This window comes from Streptomyces sp. NPDC088387 (assembly GCF_044753385.1).
In the GTDB taxonomy this organism is placed as follows: domain Bacteria; phylum Actinomycetota; class Actinomycetes; order Streptomycetales; family Streptomycetaceae; genus Streptomyces.
This window is the reverse complement of record NZ_JBIVNC010000019.1, coordinates 121,800-147,641: the sequence shown is the minus strand read 5'-3', so window position 1 is coordinate 147,641 and position 25,842 is coordinate 121,800. Positions and strand designations below refer to the sequence as shown.

General features: G+C 71.8%; 18 protein-coding genes and 1 tRNA gene. 7 read left to right on the top strand and 12 right to left on the bottom strand.

Annotated elements, in window-relative coordinates:
- Positions 1-120 precede the first annotated feature (120 nt).
- A complete protein-coding gene (gene ppc / locus ACIQAC_RS36370) occupies positions 121-2,865 on the top strand; it encodes a phosphoenolpyruvate carboxylase (protein WP_402199006.1) in 2,745 nt (914 codons plus the stop codon).
- 64 nt (positions 2,866-2,929) lie between these two features.
- On the opposite strand, the gene ACIQAC_RS36365 is transcribed toward ppc, so the two are convergent.
- The 6 genes from ACIQAC_RS36365 to ACIQAC_RS36340 form a co-directional block, all read right to left on the bottom strand.
- Positions 2,930-3,418 carry a hypothetical protein gene (locus tag ACIQAC_RS36365; RefSeq protein ID WP_402199005.1) on the bottom strand — a complete coding sequence of 163 codons (489 nt, stop codon included), beginning with the start codon at positions 3,416-3,418 and terminating at the stop codon, positions 2,930-2,932.
- Positions 3,419-3,503: 85 nt separating this feature from the next.
- Positions 3,504-4,106, bottom strand: coding sequence for an aminoacyl-tRNA hydrolase (pth, locus tag ACIQAC_RS36360; protein WP_402199003.1), 603 nt, complete (start codon positions 4,104-4,106; stop codon positions 3,504-3,506).
- A 95-nt stretch (positions 4,107-4,201) separates the two neighbouring features.
- A complete protein-coding gene (locus ACIQAC_RS36355) occupies positions 4,202-4,804 on the bottom strand; it encodes a 50S ribosomal protein L25/general stress protein Ctc (RefSeq protein WP_402199001.1) in 603 nt (200 codons plus the stop codon).
- A gap of 208 nt (positions 4,805-5,012) precedes the next feature.
- Positions 5,013-5,987, bottom strand: coding sequence for a ribose-phosphate diphosphokinase (locus tag ACIQAC_RS36350; protein WP_402199000.1), 975 nt, complete (start codon positions 5,985-5,987; stop codon positions 5,013-5,015).
- Positions 5,988-6,121: 134 nt separating this feature from the next.
- Positions 6,122-7,570, bottom strand: a complete 1,449-nt coding sequence (glmU, locus tag ACIQAC_RS36345) for a bifunctional UDP-N-acetylglucosamine diphosphorylase/glucosamine-1-phosphate N-acetyltransferase GlmU (RefSeq protein WP_402198998.1) — start codon at positions 7,568-7,570, stop codon at positions 6,122-6,124.
- 109 nt (positions 7,571-7,679) lie between these two features.
- Positions 7,680-7,750, bottom strand: a tRNA-Gln gene (locus ACIQAC_RS36340).
- A 250-nt stretch (positions 7,751-8,000) separates the two neighbouring features.
- On the opposite strand from ACIQAC_RS36340, the gene ACIQAC_RS36335 reads away from it, so the two are divergent.
- Complete coding sequence (locus tag ACIQAC_RS36335) at positions 8,001-9,359, top strand: sensor histidine kinase (RefSeq protein WP_402198995.1); 1,359 nt, start codon at positions 8,001-8,003, stop codon at positions 9,357-9,359.
- A gap of 522 nt (positions 9,360-9,881) precedes the next feature.
- On the opposite strand, the gene ACIQAC_RS36330 is transcribed toward ACIQAC_RS36335, so the two are convergent.
- Positions 9,882-10,376 (bottom strand): SUKH-3 domain-containing protein, encoded by a 495-nt coding sequence (locus ACIQAC_RS36330; protein ID WP_402198993.1) that lies wholly within the window; start codon positions 10,374-10,376, stop codon positions 9,882-9,884.
- Positions 10,377-10,439: 63 nt separating this feature from the next.
- Positions 10,440-10,955: a YwqJ-related putative deaminase gene (locus tag ACIQAC_RS36325; RefSeq protein WP_402198991.1), complete on the bottom strand. Its 516-nt coding sequence runs from the start codon at positions 10,953-10,955 to the stop codon at positions 10,440-10,442.
- Positions 10,956-11,297: 342 nt separating this feature from the next.
- Between ACIQAC_RS36325 and ACIQAC_RS36320 the strand changes: the two genes are divergently transcribed.
- The 3 genes from ACIQAC_RS36320 to ACIQAC_RS36310 all read left to right on the top strand — a co-directional run bounded on the left by ACIQAC_RS36320 (position 11,298) and on the right by ACIQAC_RS36310 (position 16,284).
- The gene (locus ACIQAC_RS36320; RefSeq protein WP_402198988.1) at positions 11,298-12,296 is read left to right on the top strand and encodes an SMI1/KNR4 family protein; all 999 of its coding nucleotides are present in this window, start codon (positions 11,298-11,300) and stop codon (positions 12,294-12,296) included.
- A gap of 7 nt (positions 12,297-12,303) precedes the next feature.
- Entirely contained in the window at positions 12,304-15,138 is a 2,835-nt protein-coding gene (locus tag ACIQAC_RS36315; RefSeq protein WP_402198985.1) for an SUKH-4 family immunity protein, read from the top strand.
- Between the two features lie 255 nt (positions 15,139-15,393).
- Positions 15,394-16,284 (top strand): cellulose-binding protein, encoded by an 891-nt coding sequence (locus ACIQAC_RS36310; RefSeq protein ID WP_402198984.1) that lies wholly within the window; start codon positions 15,394-15,396, stop codon positions 16,282-16,284.
- Positions 16,285-16,307: 23 nt separating this feature from the next.
- Here the strand turns inward: ACIQAC_RS36310 and ACIQAC_RS36305 are convergent, their stop codons facing one another.
- From ACIQAC_RS36305 to ACIQAC_RS36295, 3 genes are all read right to left on the bottom strand, one after another.
- Positions 16,308-17,915: a cation acetate symporter gene (locus tag ACIQAC_RS36305; RefSeq protein WP_402198982.1), complete on the bottom strand. Its 1,608-nt coding sequence runs from the start codon at positions 17,913-17,915 to the stop codon at positions 16,308-16,310.
- The gene (locus tag ACIQAC_RS36300; protein ID WP_402198980.1) at positions 17,912-18,496 is read right to left on the bottom strand and encodes a DUF485 domain-containing protein; all 585 of its coding nucleotides are present in this window, start codon (positions 18,494-18,496) and stop codon (positions 17,912-17,914) included. Before ACIQAC_RS36300 ends, ACIQAC_RS36305 begins: the two co-directional genes overlap by 4 nt.
- Positions 18,497-18,780: 284 nt before the next feature.
- Positions 18,781-20,298, bottom strand: a complete 1,518-nt coding sequence (locus ACIQAC_RS36295; protein WP_402198979.1) for an MFS transporter — start codon at positions 20,296-20,298, stop codon at positions 18,781-18,783.
- 551 nt (positions 20,299-20,849) lie between these two features.
- Between ACIQAC_RS36295 and ACIQAC_RS36290 the strand changes: the two genes are divergently transcribed.
- Together ACIQAC_RS36290 and ACIQAC_RS36285 are read left to right on the top strand one after the other, a co-directional pair.
- A complete protein-coding gene (locus ACIQAC_RS36290) occupies positions 20,850-21,638 on the top strand; it encodes an ABC transporter ATP-binding protein (RefSeq protein WP_402198976.1) in 789 nt (262 codons plus the stop codon).
- Entirely contained in the window at positions 21,635-24,214 is a 2,580-nt protein-coding gene (locus tag ACIQAC_RS36285; RefSeq protein WP_402198974.1) for an ABC transporter permease, read from the top strand. Before ACIQAC_RS36290 ends, ACIQAC_RS36285 begins: the two co-directional genes overlap by 4 nt.
- A gap of 273 nt (positions 24,215-24,487) precedes the next feature.
- Here the strand turns inward: ACIQAC_RS36285 and ACIQAC_RS36280 are convergent, their stop codons facing one another.
- Positions 24,488-25,723 carry a hypothetical protein gene (locus ACIQAC_RS36280; RefSeq protein WP_402198972.1) on the bottom strand — a complete coding sequence of 412 codons (1,236 nt, stop codon included), beginning with the start codon at positions 25,721-25,723 and terminating at the stop codon, positions 24,488-24,490.
- Between the last annotated feature and the right edge of the window lie 119 nt (positions 25,724-25,842).

Genomic DNA, 25,842 nt, shown 5'->3' with positions numbered 1-25,842 from the left:
GGCGTCCGCCGCGCGACGGTACCCGGGTTCCCCGCCCGACGAGCTTCAGACGAGTTCCGTACTTGTCAGCCGAGCCTCGTACTCATCAGTCGAGCTTCAACACTGCAAGGAGCCGCACCTGTGAGCAGTGCCGACGACCAGACCACGACGACCAGCAGTGAGCTGCGCGCCGACATCCGGCGGCTGGGCGACCTGCTCGGCGAGACCCTCGTCCGCCAGGAGGGCCCCGAGCTGCTCGAACTCGTCGAGAAGGTACGCCGCCTCACCCGGGAGGACGGCGAGGCCGCCGCCGAGCTGCTGCGTGGTACCGAACTCCAGACCGCGGCCAAGCTGGTCCGCGCGTTCTCCACCTACTTCCATCTCGCCAACGTCACCGAGCAGGTGCACCGCGGCCGGGAGCTGCGCGCCCGGCGCGCCGCCGAGGGCGGTCTTCTCGCCCGTACGGCCGACCGGCTCAAGGACGCCGACCCCGAGCACCTGCGCCAGACGGTCCGCCACCTCAACGTCCGCCCGGTGTTCACCGCGCACCCGACCGAGGCCGCGCGCCGCTCGGTGCTGAACAAGCTCCGGCGCATCGCCGCCCTGCTGGACACCCCGGTCATCGAGTCGGACCGGCGCCGGCACGACACCCGACTGGCCGAGAACATCGACCTCGTATGGCAGACGGACGAGCTGCGTGTGGTCCGTCCCGAGCCCGCCGACGAGGCCCGCAACGCCATCTACTACCTCGACGAACTGCACGCCGGTGCCGTCGGCGACGTACTGGAGGACCTCACCGCGGAGCTGGAGCGGGTCGGCGTCGAGCTGCCCGACGACAGCCGGCCGCTGACCTTCGGCACCTGGATCGGCGGCGACCGCGACGGCAACCCCAACGTGACCCCCGAGGTCACCTGGGAGGTGCTGATCCTCCAGCACGAGCACGGCATCAACGACGCCCTGGAGACGATCGACGAACTCCGCGGCTTCCTGTCGAACTCGATCCGCTACACCGGCGCCACCGAGGAACTCCTCGCCTCCCTCCAGTCCGACCTGGAGCGGCTGCCCGAGATCAGCCCCCGCTACAAGCGGCTCAACGCGGAGGAGCCGTACCGCCTCAAGGCGACCTGCATCCGGCAGAAGCTCGCCAACACCAAGACCCGCCTGGCCCGGGGCATCCCGCACGAGACGGGCCGCGACTACCTCGGCACGACCGAGCTGCTGCACGACCTGACCCTGATCCAGACCTCGCTCAGGGAGAACCGGGGCGCGCTCTTCGCCGACGGCCGGATGGACCGCACCATCCGCACCCTCGGCGCGTTCGGCCTCCAGCTCGCCACCATGGACGTCCGCGAGCACGCCGACGCCCACCACCACGCCCTCGGCCAGCTCTTCGACCGCCTCGGCGAGGAGTCCTGGCGGTACGCGGACATGCCCCGCGAGTACCGTACGAAGCTGCTGGCCAAGGAGTTGCGCTCGCGCCGCCCGCTGGCCTCCACGCCGGCGCCGGTGGACGCGGCCGGCGCCAGGACGCTCGGTGTGTTCCAGACCGTCAAGCGCGCCCTGGAGGTGTTCGGGCCCGAGGTCGTCGAGTCGTACATCATCTCCATGTGCCAGGGCGCCGACGACGTGTTCGCCGCGTCCGTGCTCGCCCGCGAGGCCGGTCTCCTCGATCTGCACGCCGGCTGGGCGAAGATCGGCATCGTGCCGCTCCTGGAGACCACCGACGAGCTCAAGGCCGCCGACACGATCCTGGAGGACATGCTGTCCGACCCCTCGTACCGGCGTCTGGTGGCGCTGCGCGGGGACGTCCAGGAGGTCATGCTCGGCTACAGCGACTCGTCGAAGTTCGGCGGCATCACCACCAGCCAGTGGGAGATCCACCGCGCCCAGCGCCGGCTGCGCGACGTCGCCCACCGGTACGGCGTACGCCTGCGGCTCTTCCACGGCCGCGGCGGCACCGTCGGCCGCGGCGGCGGCCCCACCCACGACGCGATCCTCGCGCAGCCCTGGGGCACGCTGGAGGGCGAGATCAAGGTGACCGAGCAGGGCGAGGTCATCTCCGACAAGTACCTCATCCCCTCGCTCGCCCGCGAGAACCTGGAGCTCACCGTCGCGGCGACCCTCCAGGCGTCCGCCCTGCACACCGCCCCCCGCCAGTCCGGCGAAGCCCTCGCCCGCTGGGACGCCGCGATGGACGTCGTCTCCGACGCGGCCCACGCGGCCTACCGCCGGCTGGTGGAGGACCCCGACCTGCCGACGTACTTCCTCGCGTCGACACCGGTGGACCAGCTCGCCGACCTGCACCTGGGTTCCCGCCCGTCCCGCCGCCCCGGTTCCGGCGTCTCGCTCGACGGGCTGCGGGCCATCCCCTGGGTGTTCGGCTGGACCCAGTCCCGGCAGATCGTGCCCGGCTGGTTCGGCGTCGGCTCCGGCCTCAAGGCGCTGCGCGAGTCGGGCCTGCGGCAGGAAGGGGACACCGTGCTCGACGAGATGTACGGCCAGTGGCACTTCTTCAGCAACTTCGTCTCCAACGTGGAGATGACGCTGGCCAAGACCGACCTGCGGATCGCCGGGCACTACGTCGACACGCTGGTGCCGGACGAGCTGAAGCACGTCTTCGACACCATCCGCGCCGAACACGAACTCACCGTCGCCGAGATCCTGAAGATCACCGGCGGTGGTGAACTCCTCGACGCCCAGCCCGTCCTGAAGCAGACGTTCACCATCCGCGACGCCTACCTGGACCCGATCTCCTACCTCCAGGTGGCCCTGCTCAAGCGCCAGCGCGACGCCGCCGCGGCGGGCACCGAGCCCGACCCGCTGCTCGCCCGTGCCCTGCTCCTCACGGTCAACGGCGTGGCGGCGGGCCTGCGCAACACCGGCTGACCCCACGCGTCACGGCTGTGCCCCCGAGCCTCCCAGGAGACCCGGGGGCACAGCCGTACACGGCTCAGACCGAGAGGAACGCCGCCGTCAGCAGGGCCGCACCCGACCCGGCGAGGACCCAGGCCGCACGCGTACGGCGCAGTCCGCCGGCCACCACCACCGAGGCCAGCAGCAGCGCGCCGCCCATCGGGACCCACGCGTACAGCACCCCGGCGGGCCCGGACCGGACCGCCTCGCCACCGCCGGGCTTCAGGACGACGGTGTACGTCCGTCCCTTGTCGACGGCCACCGAATGGTCGAGGACCACCCGCTCGCGCGCCGTCGACCCCGCCGACAGCGGGGCGTACGGCCCCGTACAGGTGTCCGCGGCGCACCGGGTGACCTCGACCGTGCCGCGCTCGCGCCCCTTGGTGAGCATCACGTACTGGGCGGAGCCCCAGGACGCCCACACCCCCGCGATCAGGATCAGCGCGGCGACCGTGCCCATCGCCGCGAACCGGCCGAGGCGCAGCGCGGCGCCCGCGGTCCGACGGGAGACGACGGCAGAAGGCATGGCCGCGATCCTTGGCCATGACCCTGCGCCCGGTCAACTCACGGCGGGGACAAGTCCGGAGACGTCCGACTCGGCGGGCGCCGGCCTACGAGTTGTACGTGCTCTGCGCCCGCTCCAGACCGTCGCTCACCAACGACTCCACCGCGTCCGCCGCCCGGTCCACGAGGTAGTCCAGCTCCTTGCGCTCCGCCGACGAGAAGTCCTTCAGTACAAAGTCCGCCACCTGCATTCGCCCCGGCGGCCTCCCGATTCCGAACCGCACCCGGTGGTACTCGGGACCCATCGCCTTCGTCATGGACTTCAGCCCGTTGTGCCCGTTGTCCCCGCCGCCGAGCTTCAGCCGCAGTGTGCCGTAGTCGATGTCCAGCTCGTCGTGGACGGCGACCACGTGCGCGAGCGGCACCTTGTAGAAGTCGCGCAGCGCGTTCACCGGACCGCCCGACAGGTTCATGTACGACATCGGCTTCGCCAGCACCACCCGCCGGCTCGCCGGTCCGGGCGGTCCGATCCGCCCCTCGACGATCTGCGCCTGCGCCTTGCCCGCCCGCTTGAACTTCCCCCCGATCCGCCCGGCCAGCAGATCCGCCACCATGAACCCCACGTTGTGCCGGTTCATCGTGTACTCGCCTCCGGGATTGCCGAGGCCCACGATCAGCCAGGGAGCACCCGCGTCGGTCGTCACGTCCATCTCTCCTCAATACGCCACCAGCCGCCGCTCCCCGTGACGGGGAGCAGCGGCTGGAAAGGTACCGCGACCGCGGGGGCCTGCGGCAGCAGGACCGGTCAGGCCTCGGCGACGGCCTCGTCGCTCTCGCCGGCCGCGTCGCCCTCGGGGGCTTCCTCGGCCTGCGCGGCCAGCACCTGGAGGACGACGGTGTCGCCGTCGACGGCCAGCGTGGTGCCGTCGGGCAGCGCGATGTCCTTCGCGAGGATCGCCGCGCCGGCCTCCAGGCCCTCGACGGAGACCGTCACGGACTCGGGGATGTGCGTGGCCTCGGCCTCGACCGGAAGCGCGTTGAGCACGTGCTCCAGCAGGTTGCCGCCCGGGGCGAGCTCGCCCTCGGCGTGCACGGGGATCTCGACGTTGACCTTCTCGCCGCGGGAGACCAGCAGCAGGTCGACGTGCTCCAGGTGGCCGCGGATCGCGTCGCGCTGCACGGACTTCGGGATGGCCAGCTCGTTGGACTTGCCGTCGATGTCCAGGGAGATCAGGACGTTCGGCGTGCGCAGCGCGAGCAGCAGCTCGTGGCCCGGGAGGGTCAGGTGCACGGGGTCGGCGCCGTGCCCGTAGAGCACGACCGGCACCTTGTTGTCGCGGCGGATGCGGCGGGCGGCACCCTTGCCGAACTCGGTGCGCGTCTCGGCGGCGAGCTTTACCTCGGACATGTGGATCACTCCTCGTAGAAATCAGGTATGGACGGGTCACCCGGCCACGAACGGCCTGCTACGAAGAGCGCGTCGATAACGGACACCGGGACCACTTCGCCAGAAGCGGTACGGCCTCCCTCGCCGAGCAACTCGCACAGCGTACTCGGCGGGGGAGGCCGCAGGAAAATCGATCAGTCACCGAGGTGGACGGCCGGGGGCCGTGGGCTCACTGCTCGTCGAAGAGACTGGTGACGGAGCCGTCCTCGAAGACCTCGCGGACCGCGCTCGCGATGGTCGGCGCGATCGACAGGACCGTGATCTTGTCCAGCTCCAGCTCGCCGGGCGTCGGCAGGCTGTTGGTGAAGATGAACTCGCTGACCTTGGAGTTCTTCAGCCGGTCCGCGGCCGGACCCGAGAGCACACCGTGCGTCGCCGTCACGATGACGTCCTCGGCGCCGTGCTCGAACAGCGCGTCCGCGGCGGCGCAGATGGTCCCACCCGTGTCGATCATGTCGTCGACGAGCACACAGACCCGGCCCTCGACCTCGCCCACGACCTCGTGGACCGTCACCTGGTTCGCCACGTCCTTGTCGCGCCGCTTGTGCACGATCGCCAGCGGCGCGCCCAGCCGGTCGCACCAGCGGTCCGCCACCCGCACCCGGCCGGCGTCCGGCGAGACCACGGTCAGCTTGGCCCGGTCCACCTTCTTGCCGACGTAGTCCGCGAGCAGCGGCAGCGCGAAGAGGTGGTCCACCGGGCCGTCGAAGAAGCCCTGGATCTGGTCGGTGTGCAGGTCCACCGTCAGGATCCGGTCCGCGCCGGCCGTCTTCATCATGTCGGCGATCAGACGCGCCGAGATCGGTTCACGGCCGCGGTGCTTCTTGTCCTGCCGCGCGTAACCGTAGAAGGGCACGATGACCGTGATGGACCGCGCCGACGCGCGCTTGAGCGCGTCGATCATGATCAGCTGCTCCATGATCCATTTGTTGATCGGAGCCGTGTGGCTCTGGATCAGGAAGCAGTCGGCACCACGGGCCGACTCCTGGTAGCGCACGTAGATCTCGCCGTTGGCGAAGTCGAAGGCCTTGGTGGGTACTACCCCGACACCCAGCTGGTGGGCGATCTCCTCGGCAAGCTCGGGGTGGGCGCGGCCGGAGAAGAACATCAACTTCTTCTCGCCGGTCGTCTTGATCCCGGTCACAGCACTGTCTCCTCAGAGGTGTCTCAGCTGGGTGGTGACACGACGTCTCAGCTGGGCGAGAGACGCCGTCTCAGCTGGTGGGGTGCGGGTGGGCACTTATCACGGTACGCCGTGTTCGGAGCGCCGGTTTCCGGTCAGCCCTCGCCGCCCGGCTCCCGGGACGCCGCCTCGGCGGCCTTGGCGGACGCGCTCCCGGGTCGCTTTCGAGCCACCCAACCCTCGATATTCCGTTGCTGACCACGGGCCACGGCCAGCGAACCGGGCGGAACGTCCTTCGTGATGACGGACCCGGCGGCGGTGTACGCACCGTCCCCAATCGTGACAGGCGCCACAAACATGTTGTCCGAACCCGTCTTGCAGTGTGAGCCGACGGTCGTGTGGTGCTTGTTCTCGCCGTCGTAGTTCACGAACACACTGGCCGCGCCGATGTTGCTGTACTCGCCGATCGTCGCGTCCCCCACGTACGACAGGTGCGGCACCTTGGTGCCCTCGCCGATCGAGGAGTTCTTGGTCTCGACGTACGTCCCGATCTTGGCCTTCGCGCCGAGCCGGGTGCCGGGCCGCAGATAGGCGTACGGCCCCACGTTGGCGTCCGGCCCGACGTCGGCGCCGTCGGAGACGGTGTTGTCCACCCGCGCGCCCGCGCCGACCCTGGTGTCCCTGAGTCGGCTGTTGGGGCCGACCTCCGCGCCCTGGGCGAGGCTTGTCGAGCCCTGGAGCAGGGTGTTGGGGTGCACCAGCACGTCCTGCTCGAACGTGACCGTCACGTCGATCCACGTCGAGGCCGGGTCCACGACCGTCACACCGGCCAGCATGGCGTCGGTCAGCAGCCGGTCGTTGAGGATCCGGCGGGCCTCGGCGAGCTGCACCCGGTTGTTGATCCCGGCGATCTCACGGTGGTCGCCGGCGACGGACGCGCCCACCCGGTGCCCGGCCTCGCGCAGGATGCCGAGGACGTCGGTGAGGTACTCCTCGCCCTGGCTGTTGTCGGTCCTGACCTTGCCGAGCGCGTCGGCGAGCAGCCGCCCGTCGAACGCGAACACCCCGGAGTTGATCTCCCGGATCGCCCGCTGCGCGTCCGAGGCGTCCTTGTGCTCGACGATCGCGGTCACCGCCCCGGAGGCGGCGTCCCGGACGATCCGTCCGTAGCCCGTCGCGTCCGGCACCTCGGCGGTCAGCACGGTGACCGCGTTGCCGTCCTCGGAATGCGTACGGGCCAGGGCTTGCAGCGTCCCGCCGGTCAGCAGCGGGGTGTCGCCGCACACGACGACGACCGTGCCGTCGACGGCCCCGCCCAGCTCCTCCAGGCCCATCCGGACGGCGTGCCCGGTGCCGTTCTGCTGCGCCTGCACGGCGGTACGGACGGCCGGGGCGATCCCGGCGAGGTGCTCGGTGACCTGCTCGCGCGCGTGGCCCACGACCACCACGAGCTGCTCCGGCCCCAACTCACCTGCGGCGGCCAGCACATGACCGACGAGACTGCGGCCGCAGAGCTCGTGCAGGACCTTCGGTGTGGCCGACTTCATACGGGTGCCCTCACCCGCTGCGAGGACGACGACGGCTGCCGGGCGAATGGCGCTCACGGGATGCCCTTCGGCTGTGGAGAGTGGGGTGACAGCCGCAGGATACCGGGGTGGTTATGGGGCGACATGAGAGCGGGCCCCGACGCTGTCGTCAGGGCCCGAACCGAAGCTCCCGGGGAAGGAATCGAACCCTCATTCAAGAGACCAAAACTCTTTGTCCTGCCATTAGACGACCCGGGAAGGTCAGCCTGCTGTGCCCGATTCCTGGATCGGCCGCAAGTGCAGCCACCACTATGCCGTACCGCCGCCCCCCGATGCGACGGTGGTTGCCGATCACGCCCGGGGACCCGGTTGACGCAGATGACACGTGTGCGTGCGGGCTTCGGCGGATTCCGGCCGGTTTCGCGGTGATTCGGTTACGGAGTGTGGTGTGAGCCGGTCGTCAAAACTCGCCGGAAAAGGGAGCGTCGGCGCCCGTAGTCTGGGAGACATGACCACGACGGGGGAAGTCCACGCCGCGGCCCCGACAGGGCCGTCCGGGATGTGGTGGTGGGTACGACGGCGCAGTGCGGTGTTCGACGGAAGCCTTGCCTTCGTCTCCGCGGCGGAATGCGCCCTTGAGGGAATTCCGTTCGCGCAGGACGCCGGGATTCCGACGGCCGCCGGGGTGGTGTTCGGCCTGGTGGCCGGATCGGTACTGCTGGTGCGGCGCCGCTGGCCCATCGCCGTGGTGCTGGTGGCGATCGCGATCACACCGGCCCAGATGGGATTCCTGCTGGGCCTGGTCGGCCTGTACACGCTGTCCGCCTCGGAGATGCCCCGCCGGATCATCGGCTCCCTCGCCTGTATGTCGCTGGTGGGCACGGCGATCGTGACGTTCGTCCGGGTCCGGCAGGACATGCAGAGCGGCCAGATGGACCTCGGCGACTGGTTCGTGCCGTTCGCGTCCGTCGCGACCTCCGTCGGGCTCACCCTGCCGCCGGTCCTCCTCGGCCTGTACGTCGGCGCCCGGCGCCGGCTGATGGAGAGCCTGCGCGAGCGGGCCGACAGCCTCGAACGGGAGCTTCAGCTGCTCGCCGAGCGCGCCGAGGAGCGCGCCGAGTGGGCCCGCAACGAGGAGCGCACCCGGATCGCCCGTGACATGCACGACGTGGTCGCGCACCGGGTGAGCCTGATGGTCGTGCACGCCGCCGCGCTCCAGGCCGTGGCCCGCAAGGACCCCGAGAAGGCCGTGAAGAACGCGGCGCTGGTCGGCGACATGGGCCGGCAGGCGCTGACCGAGCTGCGGGAGATGCTCGGGGTGCTGCGCAGCGGTGACGTCAGCACCGCCGTGGTGCGGGGCGACGGCGGGGCGCGGCGGGCCGAGCGGGCGGCGGTGCCGCTGGTCGCGGTGGGGGTCGCCGCGGCGGCGGCCGCGTCGCGGGCGGCGGACGAGGAGGGCGGTGCGGGTGCGGTGGAGGGGCCCTGCCTGGACGAGCTGGACGAGCTGATCGGGCAGTCCGCGGCCGCCGGGATGGTCGTGGACCTGTCCGTCGAGGGCGATGCGCGGCCCTACGCGCCGGAGGTCGAGCAGACCGCGTACCGGGTGGTGCAGGAGGCGTTGACCAACGTCCACAAGCACGCGGCCGGCGCGAAGACGCATGTACGGCTCGCGCACCGGATGTCCGAGATCGCGATGCAGGTGGAGAACGAGCCGCCGCCCGAGCTGTCGCCCGCGGAGGCGCGGCTTCCGTCGGGTGGCAACGGGTTGCTGGGCATGAAGGAACGTGTCGTCGGCCTCGGCGGCGTCTTCGTCTCGGGCCCGACGGACGCGGGTGGCTTCCGCGTCTCGGCGGTAATCCCTACGTAACGCCTGCGGCTGCGTGGGGCTGGTCGCGCAGTTCCCCGCGCCCCTGGGGTGGTGCGGGCGGTGTTCCGGGCGCGGACCGGTGGGGCCTGATCGCGCAGTTCCCCGCGCCCCTTAGGCAGCTGCCCTGACCGCCGACCGATCCGCACCCCCCTCAGGACCGCAAGGAACTGCGCGACAAGCCCCCACACACCCGCAGCCGAACACCCACAGTTCCCCCTCCAGGGCCGCGAGGAACCGCGCGACCAGCCCCCACGCACCCGCAGCCGAACACCCACGGTTCCCCCTCCAGGGGCGCGGGGAACTGCGCGATCAGCCCCGACGCACCCGCGGTCGAACACGCACGGTTCCCCCTCCAGGGGCGCGGGGAACTGCGCGATCAACCCCGACGCACCCGCGGCCGAACACTCACGGTTCCCCCTCCAGGGGCGCGGGGAACTGCGCGATCAGCCCCGACGCGCCCGCGGCCGAACACCCACCGTTCCCACCCCAGGGACGCCCACGCACCCGCGGACGAACATCCGCTCAGGGAGTCGCGAGGCGTTCTGGTTCCGTGCCGGCGACCAGCGTCGCCAGGGCCTGGTCGATGTCCGGGCCGAGGAACCAGTCACCGGTGTGGTCGAGGGCGTACACCCGCCCCTCCGCATCGATCGCCACCAACGACTGCGTATGCGGCTCGGCACCCAGCGGACTGACCTCCGTGTCCAGCGCACGCCCCAGATCCCCGAGCGTCCGCGCCATGTGAAGCCCGTGCAACGGATCCACATGCAGCGACGCGGGCGCGATACGACGACCGGGCCCCGTAGGGCTGATGCGCAGTCCGCCGAACTCCGCCCACGCCTCGACCGCGGCCGGAAAGACGGCATGCCGGTGACCGGCCGGGGAGATGTGCTCGCGCAGGACGTCCGCCCATGTCTCGGCCTGTTTTATGTCCCAGCGCCCGGGCGCCCAGCCGGCGTCGCGCAGCGCGGCGTCGAGGGGCACGGGAAAGCGGGTGGTGGAGGTGCGGTCGGTGTGCATCTGCCCTTCGTCCGGTAGGGGACATGACGGTGGTGCGGGGTGCGGGGTGCGGGCCGGCGTGGGCTAGTCGTCCGCCTCGGACGGGTCCACGACGCGCACGCCGAAGTGCGCGCTGAGCGCGGCACACGCACGGCACGGCGCCGCGAAACTGCCGTGCAGCGGATCGCCGTCCTCGCGGATCCGGCGCGCGGTGAGCTTGGCCTGCTTGAGGACCTTGCGCGCCTCGCCGTTGGTCATGGGCTTGCGCGAGGCGCGCTTGCTGCGCGCCGAGTCCGCGGCGGCGATGTGCCGGGAGATGAGGATCGTCTCCGCGCAGCGGCCGGTGAACCGGTCGCGCTGGCCGCTCGGCAGACTGTCGAGGAAGTCCTGCACGAGCGGATGCAGCGGCGGCGGCTGGTCGCCGCGGGCGGCGGTCCCGGTGAGGGTCTCACCGCGTACCGAGAGCGCGGCGGCGACGGTCGGCAGTATCCCGTCCCGGCGGTGGCGCAGCGCGGGCGCGTGCGGTGTCTCGGCGCTGCTCCAGCCCACACGAGGGTCGCCGGTCGGGGCCTGATGCGCTCCCGTTTGCGTCGCGTTCATGATCGTGTTTCCCCTCCCGTGCATCCCCCCGGCGGACACAGAGTGCCAAACGGCGTGGCTGGTGGGGAAGCTGGGGCGTCACGACACGCCCATGTTTGGGCAGGCTGTCACGGTGGCGTGACGGGTGGTCACGGAAGCGGAGGTGGTGTGACCGGTGCCGCCACCGGCGCCGGTGACCGCTCTGCGCGTTCCGCATAGGCTGTCGCCACCGCCATGCGTGCGGTCAGCGCGTCGGTGACCGGTCAGCGGGTCGGTGACCGTGGAAAGACAGTCGGATACGGGGTGTGGCGGGCCGCAGAGGGCTGCCGCGGACCGTACAGAGTGCCGCAGGGGGCAACCGCCATGACAGCAGGTCGGCTCGGGCAGCAAGCCGCGCCGCCGAACGCGGCCTATGCCGGGCAGGTCGTGCATTTCCCGGACCCGGTCCGGGCCGCCCGGCACCCCCGCGGGGTGCGGGTGGACGAGCACGGCTACCCCGACTTCTCGGCCTACGCGCGCGCCGCGGCCGAGATCGCGGAACCGCCGGAGGGCTTCGGCGTCGACGAACTGCGGCTGACGGACTACGTCTCGGCGAACGCGGCGCTGTCCGCCTCGGGCCACGAACTGTGGAACACCGTGTCGCCGGTCGCGACCCCGCACGGCTGGACCTGGCACCACGCGGTGGGCACCCGGCGGCTGGAACTGGTCCCGGTCGAGGTGAAGGCGCTGCTGCGGCACCACGGCGGGATCGCCACCGCCGCGGTCGACCACCACAAGCGCGGCACCCGCCCGCTCCAGGAGACCAGGCCGGCCCACTTCGGGCTGCCGAAGTCCGGTGTGGCGGTGACCGAGCAGCAGGTGCTGGCGGTCGAGGAGGAACTCGGCTACCGGCTGCCCGGCGCCTACCGGACCTTCCTGAAGGCGGCCGGCGGCTGCGCCCCGGTGGGCACCGCGCTCGACGCCGAACTCGGCCTCCTGGTCGACCAGCCCTTCTTCACCGTGCGCGACGAGGCCGCCGTCAACGACCTCGTGTACGTGAACAAGTGCCTGCGCGACCACCTCACCAAGGACTACCTGGGCGTCGGTTTCGTCCAGGGCGGCCTGCTGGCCGTGAAGGTGAAGGGAGACCGCATCGGCTCGGTCTGGTTCTGCGCCTACGACGACGCCCGCGACGTGGATCCCACCTGGCCGCCGGCGGACCGGGTGCAGCGGCTGCTGCTGCCGTGCGGCGAGGACTTCGACGCGTTCGTGTCGCGGCTGGCGGGCTCTCCGCCGGAGCTGGAGACCGTGGCGAACCTGATGGTGGACGGCGGTTTCGCCCATGTGGCGCCGGTCGCGTCCACCGCTTCGGCGGGGGAGTGAACTGACGATGGTGACGTTCGCGCAGGCGCAGGAGCGCGCAGAGGAATGGATCAACGGTGACGTGCCCGCGTACCAGCACCGGGAGGTGCGGGTGCGGGAGTTCGACCTCGGGTTCGTGCTGTGGGCGGAGGACCGCGCCGACGGACCGCGTTCGGACGGCGGCGCCCAGCGGGTCGTCATCGCCCGCGACAGCGGGGAGGCCACGCTGTGGCCCGCGCTGCCGGTGGGCGAGGTCATCCGCAGGTACGAGGAGGAGTACGGCCGGGTCGAGGACGCGGCGCCCGCCGCGGCGCCGGCCCCCGCGGCCCGGGTCGACCTCAACCAGACGTCCTTCTTGCTGAGTCCGCCGGAGTGGTTGCAGGAGGCCGCGGACAAGCTCGGGATCCCGGATCGCCGGGGAGCCGGGTCGGGCGGTACGTCGGGCGGCGGCAGCGCTGCGGGTGCCGGAGCCGGCGCCTCGTCCGGTGGCGGGGCCGCCGGGAACGGGGGCTTCGGCGGCGGAGGGCTGCCGGAGACCCAGGCCGGGGTGCCGGCCGCGGCCGGTCCGCCGGGGGTGCCCGCCGGGGCGACCCCCTGGGCCGGGACGGACACCAACGCCGACGGCGGCGACGACCGTTCCGTACCGCTGCCCCTGACGGTGTTCGCGCCGCCGCTGAGCGGGGCCGACGACGAGGACACACCTCCTCCGTCGGCGCCGGACGCCCATACGGCACTGATGTCGGGCGGCAGCCGGCTGCCACCGACGGCGGTCTCACCGGCGCTCGGGGACTCGAACGCGCCGGGTGCTGCGACGCCGGGCGCGGTGCCGCCCGGTGCGGTGCCTCCGGCGGCGGTACCGCCGGGTGGTACGCCGCCGCCCGCGCCGACGTACGGCTATCCGCAGGGCCCCTCGGCTCCAGGGAACCCCGCGACTCCGCCTCCGCCGGCACCTCCGGCGTCGTACGGCTACCCGCAGGGTCCCGGCACGCCTGCTCCGGGCACGCCCCCGCCGGGTGCACCGGCGCCGGGTACGCCCACGCCTCCACCCGCCGGTTCCTCGTACGGCCATCCGCAGGGCGCGCCGCCGGTGCCGCCGGCCGGTCCCGGGCAGCCGCCCGCGCCACCCGCGCCGCACGGCGCGGACATCGCCGACGCCGCGACCAGCAAGGCGGCTCCGCCGCCGCGTCGTGGCCGGGGTGCGACCCCGCCGCCTCCGCCGAGCGCGCCGGGAGTTCCGGGCGCGCCCGGTACGGCCGGTACGCCGGGTGCGCCGGGTGCGCCGGGTGCGCGTCCGGCTCCGGGGAGCACACCGCCGCCTCCTTCGGCGCCGGGTGCGCCGGGTGGACCCGGGGCGCCCGGTGGGGCGTACGTGCCGACGCAGCTGGTGTCCTCGCTCGGGCCCGGGGGGCCCGGTGGGGTGCCCGCCGGTCCTGGCGCACCGCCCGCTCCTTCCGCCCCGTCCGCGCCTCCCGCGCCGGGCGCGCACCAGCCTCCGGGCGCCCCTCACCCGCCCGGTGCGCCGGGCGCTCCGGGCGGTACGCCCCCGGGGGGCGTCCACCACGCCGCGACGATGCTGGCCGACCCCGGCCGCGGTGGTACGGGAGGCGGCGCACCGCAGCCTCCGGGCGCCCCGGGTGCGCCCGGCGCGCCCCAGCCCCCGCAGGCCCCCGGCGTTCCGGGTGCCCCCGGCGCCCCGGGTGCTCCGGGTGGCGCGCGCGGTGCCGTGCATCACGCGGAGACCATGCTGTCCGCGCCCCCGGTGGGCGGGCCCGGCGTGCCTCCGCCCCCGCAGGCCCCCGGTATGCCACCGGGCGCCCCCCAGCCGATGCCCGGTGCCCACCCGGCCCCCGGTCAGCAGCCGCCCTCGTACGGCTATCCGCAGCAGGGGCAGCCGACGGTCGGCCCGGGGTACCAGGCCGTGTTGCGCTACCGCGCGCAGGACGGTTCCGAGCAGCAGGTGATCCGGCGTTCGGCGCCGGGCACCCCGCACCCGGAGTGGCAGATCTTCCACGAGCTGCGCGGCATGAACGTACCGCCGGACCAGGTGCTCGAACTCCACACGGAGCTGGAGTCCTGCGAACTGCCGGGCGCCTACTGCGCGCGGATGATCCGGGAGCAGTGGCCGCAGGCGCGGATCACCAGCATCGCGCCGTACGGCACGGACCACGCGAGCCGGCAGCAGGGCATGCAGCAACTGCTCGCCCACCAGGGCGAGTTGCACCAGGTCGCCGACGGGCCCGCGCGTCCCGCGCCGGTACGGGCGCCGATCCCGCCGGTGCAGCCCGTGCCGCCGGTCCCGCCGGAGGCCGTGGCGCAGGAGCTGGCGGCGGCGTTCGGGCCGGGCGTCTTCCGGTTCGAGCAGGCCGCGGTGTCGCGGCAGGGTGTGCCGCCGGTCGTGGCGCACACGCTGATGGCCGCCGGACTGCCGGTGGACATGGGCCCGTTCTTCTGGGCGCAGGCCCAGCCGGGGCGGCCGGTGCCGACGCTGGCCGAACTGGCGCAGGAGCGCGGTGTGCAGCCGTCGGCCGACGCCGGCTCGTACCTCGTCATGGGCAGTGACTTCGGCAAGGCGATCTGTGTGCAGTACGGCACGGCGAACATCGTGGCCGTCCCGGTGGAGGCCGGTCCCGGCGGTGCGCCGGTGCCGCCGCAGTTCGTGAACACCGGGCTGCCCGAGCTGGTGCGCTGTCTCGCGCTGCTCGGCCGGATGTGGCGGCTGCGGTTCGGTCTGAACCAGGAGCAGGCGGGCCGCTGGACCGTCGACTTCCAGGCCCAGTTGGCGGCCCTGGACCCGGCGGCGCTCGGTTCGCCGGAGAGCTGGTGGTCGGTGCTGCTGGAACAGATGTGGGACGGGCTGCTGTGACACGCCGTCACGGAGGCTGACACGCCGCACCACGCGCGCGTGGAGGGCCGTTCCCGGTCACTGGACCGGGGGCGGCCCTTTCGTGTGGCTCGTACATACCGGCATATGGGCGTACAGCCGCATTACGTACGCCTTGAGTAACTTATATGCGGAGTGTCGCGTTATGAACACTTCCGTCTGATCCACCAAGATGTGCGCGAAATCGATGTTCTCGCACGGTTCTGTCTTGTGGGTTCGGCGGAGAGGGGTTCCAGGATGAGCGGCGCGTCGGTGTCACCGCAGGGGTTCGTGACCGTCCGGGGGCGGGGCTACCGGCCCGACCACGTCGACCGGTTCACCGAGACGCTCTCCCGGGACCGGGACGCCGCGTGGGAGCGCGCCGCCCGTCTCACCGTCCTCGCCCGGGACATGGAGGAGGAGGCGGACCGGCTGCGGGACACGGTGGAGGGGCTCACGCCGCAGACGTACGAGTCGCTCGGCGAGCCCGCACAGCACCTGTTCCAGCTCGCGCTCCAGGAGGCGACCGCCGTACGCGAGGGCGCGCGGCGCGAAGGGCAGGACTGGGTCGCGCAGGCCGAGGAGTACGCCCGGGGTGTGGTGCGCAAGGCGCAGGAAGAGGCGGACGCGCTCTGCGCGGAGGTCGAGGAACGCGCCCGCCGGCTGCTGCTCGCGGCGGACACCGAGGCGGACGAGATCCGGATCGGCGCCCGGCGCGAGGTCAAGGCGAGCCGTGGCGAGGCGCTCACCGCGCTGCGCGAGGTGCGGCAGCGCACCACCGGTGTGCTCACCGAGCACGAGAAGGAGTACTCCGAGCGCTGGGCGGTCGTCGAGCGCGAGGTCGCCGAGTGGTCCGAGGCCGTCGACGCGCACCACGCCGAACGTGTCGCCCGCGCGGAGGCCGCGCTCTCCGCCGCCAAGCAGGAGTTCGCCGCCGCGGAGGAGTCCGCCCGCCTCCTCCAGGAGGAGGCCGACGCCCGCGCGGCGGAACTTCTCGCCGACGCCCGGCTGCGCGAGGAGCGGATCGCGCACGACACGGAACGCATGCTCTGCGAGCACGGGGAGCGCTGGGACGACGTGTGCGCGCACATGGACCACGTCCGCAGCAGCCTCGCGGCCCTCACGGGCGGCCGGGCCCCGGCCGAGTAACCCCTTGGCCGACGCGGCCCGGCTCACCCCTGTTTGCGTACGGCTCCTGCCAGGATCCGCCCCTCCACGGCCTCGTACTCCCGGCGTTGCTCCTCCACCTTGCGCCGGCCGGAGGCCAGGGTGCCGAGCCAGCCGAAGGCGAAGCCGAGCGGGATGGTGACCAGGCCGGTGGTCGTGAAGGGGAAGAAGTTGAAGTCGTACTCGGGGAACGCGGACACGGGCGAGCCGGAGACCAGGTTGGTGCCCGGCATCAGGAGCAGCACGGACAGCGTGCCGCCGATCAGCGTGCACAGCAGTCCGGTACGGGTGAAGCGGCGCCAGAAGAGGCTGTAGACGAGCGCCGGGGCGATGGCGGAGGCGCCCAGGCAGAACGACAGCGTGATGAGCGGCTGAAGGCTGCGGTGCTGGACCGTGGTGGCCAGCAGGATCGCCGGGATGCCGACCGCGAGCGCGGACACGCGCGCGAGGGCCATCTCACGGCGCGGGGTCATCTGTCCCGCGCGGGTCGCGAACACGTCGTGGGCCAGGGAGTTGGCGCAGGCCAGGATCATGCCGGCGACGGAGGCGAGCACGGTCAGGAAGACCGCCGTGGTGACGGTCGTGAAGAGAAACGTCTCTCCGGTGGTCACCTCCGGACCGAACGCCGCGCGGGAGCCCAGCAGATAGGCCGAGTTGCCCTGCGGATCGGCCTGCGCGATCACCGCCCGCCCGATCAGTGCGGTCGCGCCGAAGCCGACCACCGTGATGACCACCACGAACAGCACCACACTCGACACCGCCCAGGACATCGAACGGCGCACCTGCGGCGCGCTGGACGCGGTGTTCATCCGCATCGTGACGTGCGGCAGGACACCGCCGCCCAGGACCACGGCCAGTTGGGACGTGACCATGTCGAGCCCGGAGTGCGGGCCGGTGAATTGCAGACCGGAGTTGAGGAACGCCGGGCCCACACCGCTCTTGTCGGCCGCCGCGTCGAACAGCGCGCCCGGGTCCCAGTCGAACTGGTGCAGCACCAGGCCCGCGACCACCGCGCCGGACCCGAGCAGCATCACGATCTTCAGGATCTGGATCAGCGCGGTGCCCTTCATGCCGCCGATCGCCGCATAGGAGATCATCAGCACGCCGAGCCCGACGATGCAGGCGGTCTTCAGCCCGTCGCCGGAGAAGCCCAGCATGAACGCCAGCAGTTCACCGGTGCCCGCGAGCTGCACCAGCATCAGCGGCAGCAGCGCCGCCAGTGTCACCACACAGGCCGCGATCCGCACCGCCCGGCCCGGCATCCTGCGCGCGAACACGTCCCCCATCGTGAAACGGCCCGCGTTGCGCAGGGGTTCCGCCAGCAGGAACATCAGCAGCATCAGCGACAGCGCCGTACTCAGCGCGAGGACGATGCCGTCGTAGCCGAACAGCGCCACCACGCCGACCGTGCCGAGGACGGTCGCGGCGGAGATGTAGTCGCCCGCGATCGCGAGACCGTTGCGCATCGGCGAGAGCGAGCCGTAGCCGGTGTAGAACTCGTCGAGGTCGTCGCGGTCCGGGCCGGTCATCACACACAGCAGCAGTGTGATCGTGACGACGGCGGTGAACGCGACCAGGGCCATCGCCTGGTCGGAGTCGGTGAAGCCGTTCATCGTGTGCCGCCCTCCCGCCGGGCGTCGATCCGGGCATCCATCCGGGCATCCATCCGGGCGTCGATCTGCGCGTGCAGCCGGATCCGGTCGGCGAGCGGGTCGACGTTTTGCCGCGCGGTGTACTCGTACAGTGCCGTCGCCAGCCAGGTCACCGGCAGTTGGACCAGTGCGAGCACCAGGCCGAGCGGGAGTCCGCCGGCGACCGTGCGGGTCATGAAGGAGGGCGCTGCCGCCGACAGGACCAGGAACAGGGTGAAGTAGCCCAGCGCGGCGAGCGTGGCCGTGCGGCGCTGCCAGCGGTAGGCGCTGCGCAGGACGCGCAGATCGCTGTGCTGCCCCAGCGGCGCGTGCTCCGGCGCACGCCGTGGCGCGGCCTCGGCCGGCGGCGGCTCCGGCAGCCATGGGTAGGTGTCGTATCTGTCGTATCCCTCTTGCGGGTTGTGGGGGCCGTACGAGGGTGGGGCCGGCGGCGTGGGGAAGGCCGGCGGCCGGGAGTGGGACGGGGGCGGGGACGGTGGGACGTGGGGGGAGGGTGGGGTGAAGGGCGTGCGGGAGTAGGGCGAAAAGGGGTCGTGGGACATCCCGGGCTCCTGGCGCGGTACGGGTCCGTGGGGGGACGGACCGCAGGGAGGTGGGGGGCGGAAGCCCGCACGTTACCCGCCGGTTCGCATCAGCGCGAGGCTTTCGCCAAACTGATCGGTCGGTACGCGCTTACTCCGATGACCTGCGAAGTTACCTGCGTTAACTCCGACGATTACCGTTTCCCGACCCTCGCGACACGCTCACAGGACGCCCACAAGTCGCCACCGCGCGGGGGCCTGGTTGGGGTGGAAGATCGCCACCGCCTCCCGTCCCCGGGGGTGTGTCAGCCGTCGAGCGGGGTCTCCTTGAGGACAGGGAAGCGCCTCGGGGCGACCACGAGGAGGATCACGAAGGCGAGCGCGGCGGCGCAGGCCGCGCCGAGGTAGACCGCGTGGACCGCGTCGGCGACGGCGTGCCGGGTGGCGTCCGCGGTGGTGCCCGTGTCGAGCCCGTTCGTCACGGAGTCGAGGTCGCTCGCGCCGCCGAGCCGCGCGGCGAGCACACCGTTGGCGACGGCGCCGAAGACGGCCGCGCCGACGGTCTGGCAGGTCTGGCGGCAGAAGAGGATCGACGCGGTGGCGGTGCCGCGTTCGGACCAGCCGACACTGGACTGCACACCGATGATGAGCGGGAGCTGGAACAGCCCGAGGGCGGCTCCCAGGAACAGCATCAGCAGGGTCGGCTGCCAGGCCTCGCCGGGGTACGGCAGCAACGGGAACGCGAACAGGATGAGCGCGGCGGCGCCGATGCCGACGACGGCCGTGTCGCGGAAGCCGATCCGCCGGTAGACGTGCTGGCTGAGCGCTGCCGACACCGGCCAGCTCAGCGTCCACACGGAGAGCACAAAGCCGGCGGCCACCGGCCCGAGTCCGAGGACGGACTGCGCGTACATGGGCAGGAACACGGTCGGCGCCACCATCAACAGGCCCAGCGCGCCCAACGCGAGGTTGACGGCGGCGATCGTACGGCGGCGCCAGACCCAGCCCGGGATGATCGGTTCGGCGGCCCGGCGTTCGATGACCACAACGAGTCCGACGAGGGCGAACCCGGCGCCGAACAGGGCGAGCGACGGCGCCGACAGCCACGGCCAGGCGACACCGCCCTGCACGAGCGCGGTGAGCAGCACACCGCCGCACGCGAAGACGGCGAGCGCCCCGGCCCAGTCCACGCGCGGGCGCGCGAGCGGCACCTTGCGCTGCGGCTCGTGCAGATGACGGACGATCAGCCAGAGGGCGAGTCCGCCGACGGGCAGATTGACCAGGAAGATCCAGCGCCAGTCGGTGTACCCGGCGAGCACCCCGCCGACGGCGGGTCCGGCGACCGCCGAAAGCGCCCACACGGTGGAGAGTTTGGCCTGGATCTTCGGGCGTTCCTTCAGCGGGTACAGGTCGGCGGCGAGCGTCTGGACCGTGCCCTGGAGCGCGCCGCCGCCGAGGCCCTGGACGATGCGGAACGCGATGAGCGCGCCCATGTTCCAGGCCAGCGCGCACAGCAGCGAGCCGAGGAGGAACAGGGCGGCGCCGACGATGAGGACCGGCTTGCGGCCGAAGGTGTCGGAGAGCTTGCCGTAGAGCGGGAGCGTGACGGTGACGGCGAGCAGATAGCCGGAGAAGAGCCACGAGAAGACGGAGAACCCGCCGAGTTCACCGACGATCTGGGGTACGGCGGTGGAGACGATGGTGGAGTCGAGCGCGGCCAGTGCCATCGAGAGCATCAGCGCGGCGACGACGGCTCCGCGCTTTCCGGTCGCTGCGGGTGATGCGGTGTCGGTGCCGGATATCGCGGGTCTGGTGCTGCCCACGCGGTCTCCCCTCCCATTTCGTTTCCCTGTGCAGCCATCTGCCGTGCGACAGCTTCCCATTCCCGGCCGCCGCCCGGGGAGGCTTGACCCTCACGCCACGGGAGGGTGGAGGCTGACTGGGCCGGTGGGTGGACACGACCCCGAGAACTGCTCCACCCGGCGGTGGGCAGCCCCTAGGGGTCTCTCCGCATCAGGGGTCGGGGAGGGTTCGTACCCCCGGAGGACGAGAGGGGCAGGGGCTCGTCCTTAACCTGGCTTTACGCCGATCGGGGCGCTGCTCAGGCGGTTGACCGCACCTTCCGGGGTGGGGTTTTCCTCAGCAAAAGACTGCGCTGTGCACCAGGGCGCCGGACGCTCCCGGCCGGGAGACTCGACGTCGTACCGCTTCACCGCACGCAGCTTCACCGCACGCGGCACTTCACCGCAGCACCGCAGTACCGGACCACCGCAGTACCGGACCACCGCAGCACCGCAGCACACCCATCGGCTTCACGCCGCACGGCGACCGGGTCGCCGCACGCTCATCCGCTGACCGACATAGGAGAAATACCGTGACATCGGCTGTGACCATTCCCAGGCACGGGGGCACTGGAAAGCGTTCGGCCGTTGCCGCACGAGCGCGGCAGGTCGTCAAGGCGTACGGGTCCGGCGAGACCCGCGTCGTCGCCCTGGACCACGTCGACGTGGACATCGCCCGCGGCCAGTTCACCGCGATCATGGGCCCCTCGGGGTCCGGCAAGTCCACCCTCATGCACTGCCTCGCCGGCCTCGACACCGTCAGCGCCGGACAGATCTACCTCGACGACACCGAGATAACGCGCCTGAAGGACAAGAAGCTCACCCAGCTCCGCCGGGACCGCATCGGCTTCATCTTCCAGGCGTTCAACCTCCTCCCGACGCTGAACGCGCTGGAGAACATCACACTCCCCATGGACATCGCGGGCCGCAAGCCCGACCGCGAGTGGCTGGAGCGCGTGGTGGAGACCGTCGGCCTGGCCGGCCGGCTCAAGCACCGCCCGACCCAGCTCTCCGGCGGCCAGCAGCAGCGCGTCGCCGTGGCCCGCGCCCTCGCCGCCCGGCCCGAGATCATCTTCGGCGACGAGCCCACCGGAAACCTCGACTCCCGCGCGGGCGCCGAAGTCCTGGGCTTCCTGCGCCGCTCCGTGGACGAGCTGGGCCAGACCATCGTGATCGTCACACACGACCCCGTCGCCGCCTCCTACTCGGACCGGGTGCTGTACCTCGCCGACGGCCGGATCGTCGACGAGATGCACAACCCGACCGCCGACCAGGTCCTGGACCGCATGAAGGACTTCGACGCCCGGGGGCGTACGTCATGACCGTGTGGAAGACATCCCGGCGCAACTTCCTTGCGCACAAGGGGCGGATGGCCCTCTCGGCCGTCGCGGTGCTCCTGTCGGTCGCCTTCGTGTGCGGCACGCTCGTGTTCACCGACACGATGAACACCACCTTCGACAAGCTCTTCCAGGCCACCTCCTCCGACGTCACCGTCACCACCAAGGACTCCTCGGACACCGGTGAGACCACCTCGGACAACGGCAAGCCGCCGGTCCTGCCGGCGTCCGTGGTCGACGAGGTGAAGGACGCGAAGGGCGTGAAGTCGGCGGAGGGGACCGTCTTCTCGACCTCGGTCACCGTCATCGACGCCGACAAGGACAACCTCTCGCCGTCCGGCGGCGCCCCGACCATCGTGGGCAGCTGGAACTCCAACGACGCCCGCACCATGAAGATCTCCTCCGGTTCCGCACCGGAGGGCGCCGGCCAGATCATGGTCGACGCCGACACCGCCGACAAGCACGACCTGAAGCTGGGCGACGAGATCGGTGTCATCACCGCCCTCGGCACCCACAAGGCGAAGATCTCCGGTATCGCCGACTTCACCGTCACCAACCCCGGTGCCGCGATCTTCTACTTCGACACCAAGACCGCCCAACAGGCCCTGGTCGGCGAGAGCGACGTCTTCACCAGCGTCAACGTCACCGCGGCGGCGGGCTTCACCGACGCCCAGGTCAAGCAGAGCGTCAGCACGGCCCTCGACGGCGGCTACAAGGTGCAGACCGCCAAGGAGGTCGCCGACGCCAACTCCGACGACGTCCAGGAGTTCATGAGCGTCATCAGGTACGCGATGCTCGGCTTCGCCGGAATCGCCTTCCTCGTCGGCGTCTTCCTGATCATCAACACCTTCTCCATGCTGGTCACCCAGCGCACCCGGGAGATCGGCCTGATGCGGGCCATCGGCTCCTCCCGCAAGCAGGTCAACCGGTCCGTGCTCATCGAGGCGCTGCTGCTCGGCTTCGTCGGCTCGGTGCTCGGCGTCGGCGCCGGCGTGGGCCTCGCCATCGGGCTGATGAAGCTCATGGGCGCCGCCGGCATAAACCTCTCCACGGACGACCTGACCGTCGGCTGGGCGACCCCCGTGGTCGGTCTGGTCCTCGGCATCGTCGTCACGGTCCTGGCCGCCTACCTTCCGGCCCGGCGGGCGGGCAAGGTCTCGCCGATGGCGGCCCTGCGGGAGTCCGGAGCACCGGCCGGCGCGAAGGCGGGCGCCGTCCGCGGCGCACTGGGGGTGCTGCTCACCGGCGGCGGCGGGTTCCTGCTGTATCTCGCGGCAGGCGCCGACAAGGCGAGCGAGGGCGCGATGTGGCTCGGCGGCGGTGTGGTGCTGTCGCTCATCGGCTTCATCGTCATCGGCCCGCTGCTGGCCGGCGCCGTGGTCAGGGTGCTCAGCGCCGTACTGCTGCGCGGCTTCGGACCCGTCGGCCGCCTGGCCGAGCGCAACGCGCTGCGCAACCCGCGCCGCACCGGCGCCACCGGCGCGGCCCTGATGATCGGTCTCGCCCTGGTCGCCTGTCTGTCGGTGGTCGGCTCGTCGATGGTGGCCTCGGCCACCGAGGAACTCGACAAGAGCGTCGGCACGGACTTCATCATCCAGAGCGACAGCGGCCAGCTGATCACCCCGCAGGCCGTGCAGGCCGTGAAGAACACCCCGGGCATCGAGCGGTTCACCGAGTACAAGTGGATGGAAGCCACCTTCAAGACGCCCGACGGCAAGACGCTCAAGGACACCGCGATCACCGCCGCCGACCCGACCTACGCCGAGGACGTGCAGGTCGAGACGGTCGCCGGCAAGCTGACCGACGCCTACCGCCCCGACTCGATGTCCGTCCACGAGACGTTCGCCAAGGACCATGGCATCAAGCTCGGTTCGAAGATCGCCGTCGACTTCAAGGACGGTTCCACCGCGCAGCTGACGGTCCGTGCGATCACCAGCAGCGAGGCGGTCATCGACAAGGGTGCGATGTACACGTCGATCGACACCCTCGGCAAGTACGTCACGCCGGACAAGATGCCCCTGGACATGCTGCTCTTCGCCTCGGCGAAGGACGGCCAGGAGGCCACGGTCTACAAGGCGCTGAAGGCCTCGATGGACGACTACCCGCAGTACACCGTGCGGGACCAGTCCGACTACAAGGAGGCCCTCAAGGACCAGGTCGGCCAGCTGCTCAACATGATCTACGGTCTGCTGGCCCTCGCGATCATCGTCGCCGTCCTCGGAGTGGTGAACACCCTCGCCCTGTCGGTGGTGGAGCGCACCCGGGAGATCGGCCTCATGCGGGCGATCGGTCTGTCCCGCAGGCAGCTGCGCCGGATGATCCGCCTGGAGTCCGTGGTGATCGCCCTGTTCGGCGCCCTGCTCGGCCTCGGGCTCGGTATGGGCTGGGGCGCGACGGCCCAGAAGCTGCTCGCCCTGGAGGGGCTGAACGTTCTTGAGATCCCCTGGCCGACGATCATCTCGGTCTTCATCGGTTCCGCCTTCGTGGGACTGTTCGCCGCGCTGATACCGGCCTTCCGGGCCGGGCGGATGAACGTCCTCAACGCGATCGCGACCGACTGACCACCAGGGGTTCACGACCACCGCACACGGGGGTTGCGGGGGAACCGGCCCCGGCGGGCGCGACCGGCGCCCGCCGGGGCCGATGCCGTTTCGGTACGCCGGGGAGCGGGGAGCGGGGAGCGGGGAGCCGGGGAGCTGGAGAGCGTCGCGGTGGCCGCGGGGCGGCGGGGCCGCGGGGCCGCGGGGGCGCGGGGTCGCAGGGCCGCGGGGGCCGCTGGGGTCGTGGGGTCGCGCGGGCCGCGCGGGTTGGGCGGAGGTCGGGGTGGGTCGCGCTCAGCGACGGGAGTCCAGCGGGAGTGTGGGTGTGCCACCACTGCCCCCGGCTCCACTGCCTGCGGCTCCGCCGCCCCCGGCTCCGCCGTCCCGGGCTTCACCACCCCGCCCGGCGGCCGCGGAGTCCGTCGCGCCCGTCGCGTCCCCCGCGTCCGCGGCCTCCTGGGCCAGCCTGTCGTACACCCGGGTCAGCAGGGGAGTGAGCTGGGTGCGCCCCATCTTGCGGGCCCGGCCCTCCTGCGTCCACGCGTGGACGGCGGTGGGGTCGAGCAGCGTCAGCCGGGGCGTCCAGTCCTCCTCGAAATGGATCACAGCCCGCATCAACGGCACCCAGCGCAGCCGCTCCGGGTCCTGGAGGCCGGGGAAGGGCGGGAAGACGGGCGGCTGCCAGTCGGGGCCGTGCACCTGACGCAGCTCGTCGGCGCGTTCGGCCAGGGCGCGCTCGGCGACGGTGCGGAAGGCGTCGTAGGGCTCCTCGTCGCCGTACAGGAGGATCAGGACGCTGCCCGGGCCGCGCAGGCGGACGACCTCGGTCAGTTCCCACAGGGTGCCCTCGCTGGTGCCGGCCACCAGCAGGACCAGCCGGGCGTCCCCGATCAGCGCGGTGACCGTGCGCTGCCAGTCCTCGAAGGGCAGGTAGAGGCGGCGGGCGCCGGCGAGCGGGAGGGCCTCGTCGGGTTCCCCGACGGCGAGCGGGCTGCCGAACATACGGAAGATCCGGCACACGGACTCCTCCAGCGTGACCGAGCTGCCGTCGGCGAGTGAGCCGCCCACCCCGCGCCAGCGGCTGAAGGCGTGCGGCATGGTCGTGCCGGTGACGTCCTCGGTGAAGGGCCGCAGGTAGAGGACGTACGGACCCGTCGTGGCCTCCTCCATGGTCCGCACGACCCGGGCGTGGTGGCGCCGTCCACGCACCCGCATCCGGCGGCCGACCAGCAGCGTCGCACCGGCACCGACGCCGACCGAGAGCACGACCAGGACGTTCTGCCACATCGGGACGGTGCCGGGGGTCGGCACGAGGACCGTCTTCACCCTGTTCGCCGCCACGATGAAGAGCACGGCACCCGCGAAGGTGAGGACACCCCCGACGAGCCGCAGCAGACAGCCGAGGGCCGGGCGCTGGCGGCGGCGCGGGGTGCCGAGGGGCGGCAGGGGCGGCGGAGGTGGCTCCGCGGTACGGGGTTCTGGGACGGCGGCTCCGGGATCGCCGGCTCCGGGCACAAGTTGCTCTGTCATAGGGAGCAAATGATCTTAAAACGGTGCCAACTCGCAATCGAACAGCGGGAATTGCAGGGGAGATTCGCTCTTCCGTGGGATGCGCGGGCAGGGGCGCGGGGGTGTCGTACGGGCGTGGC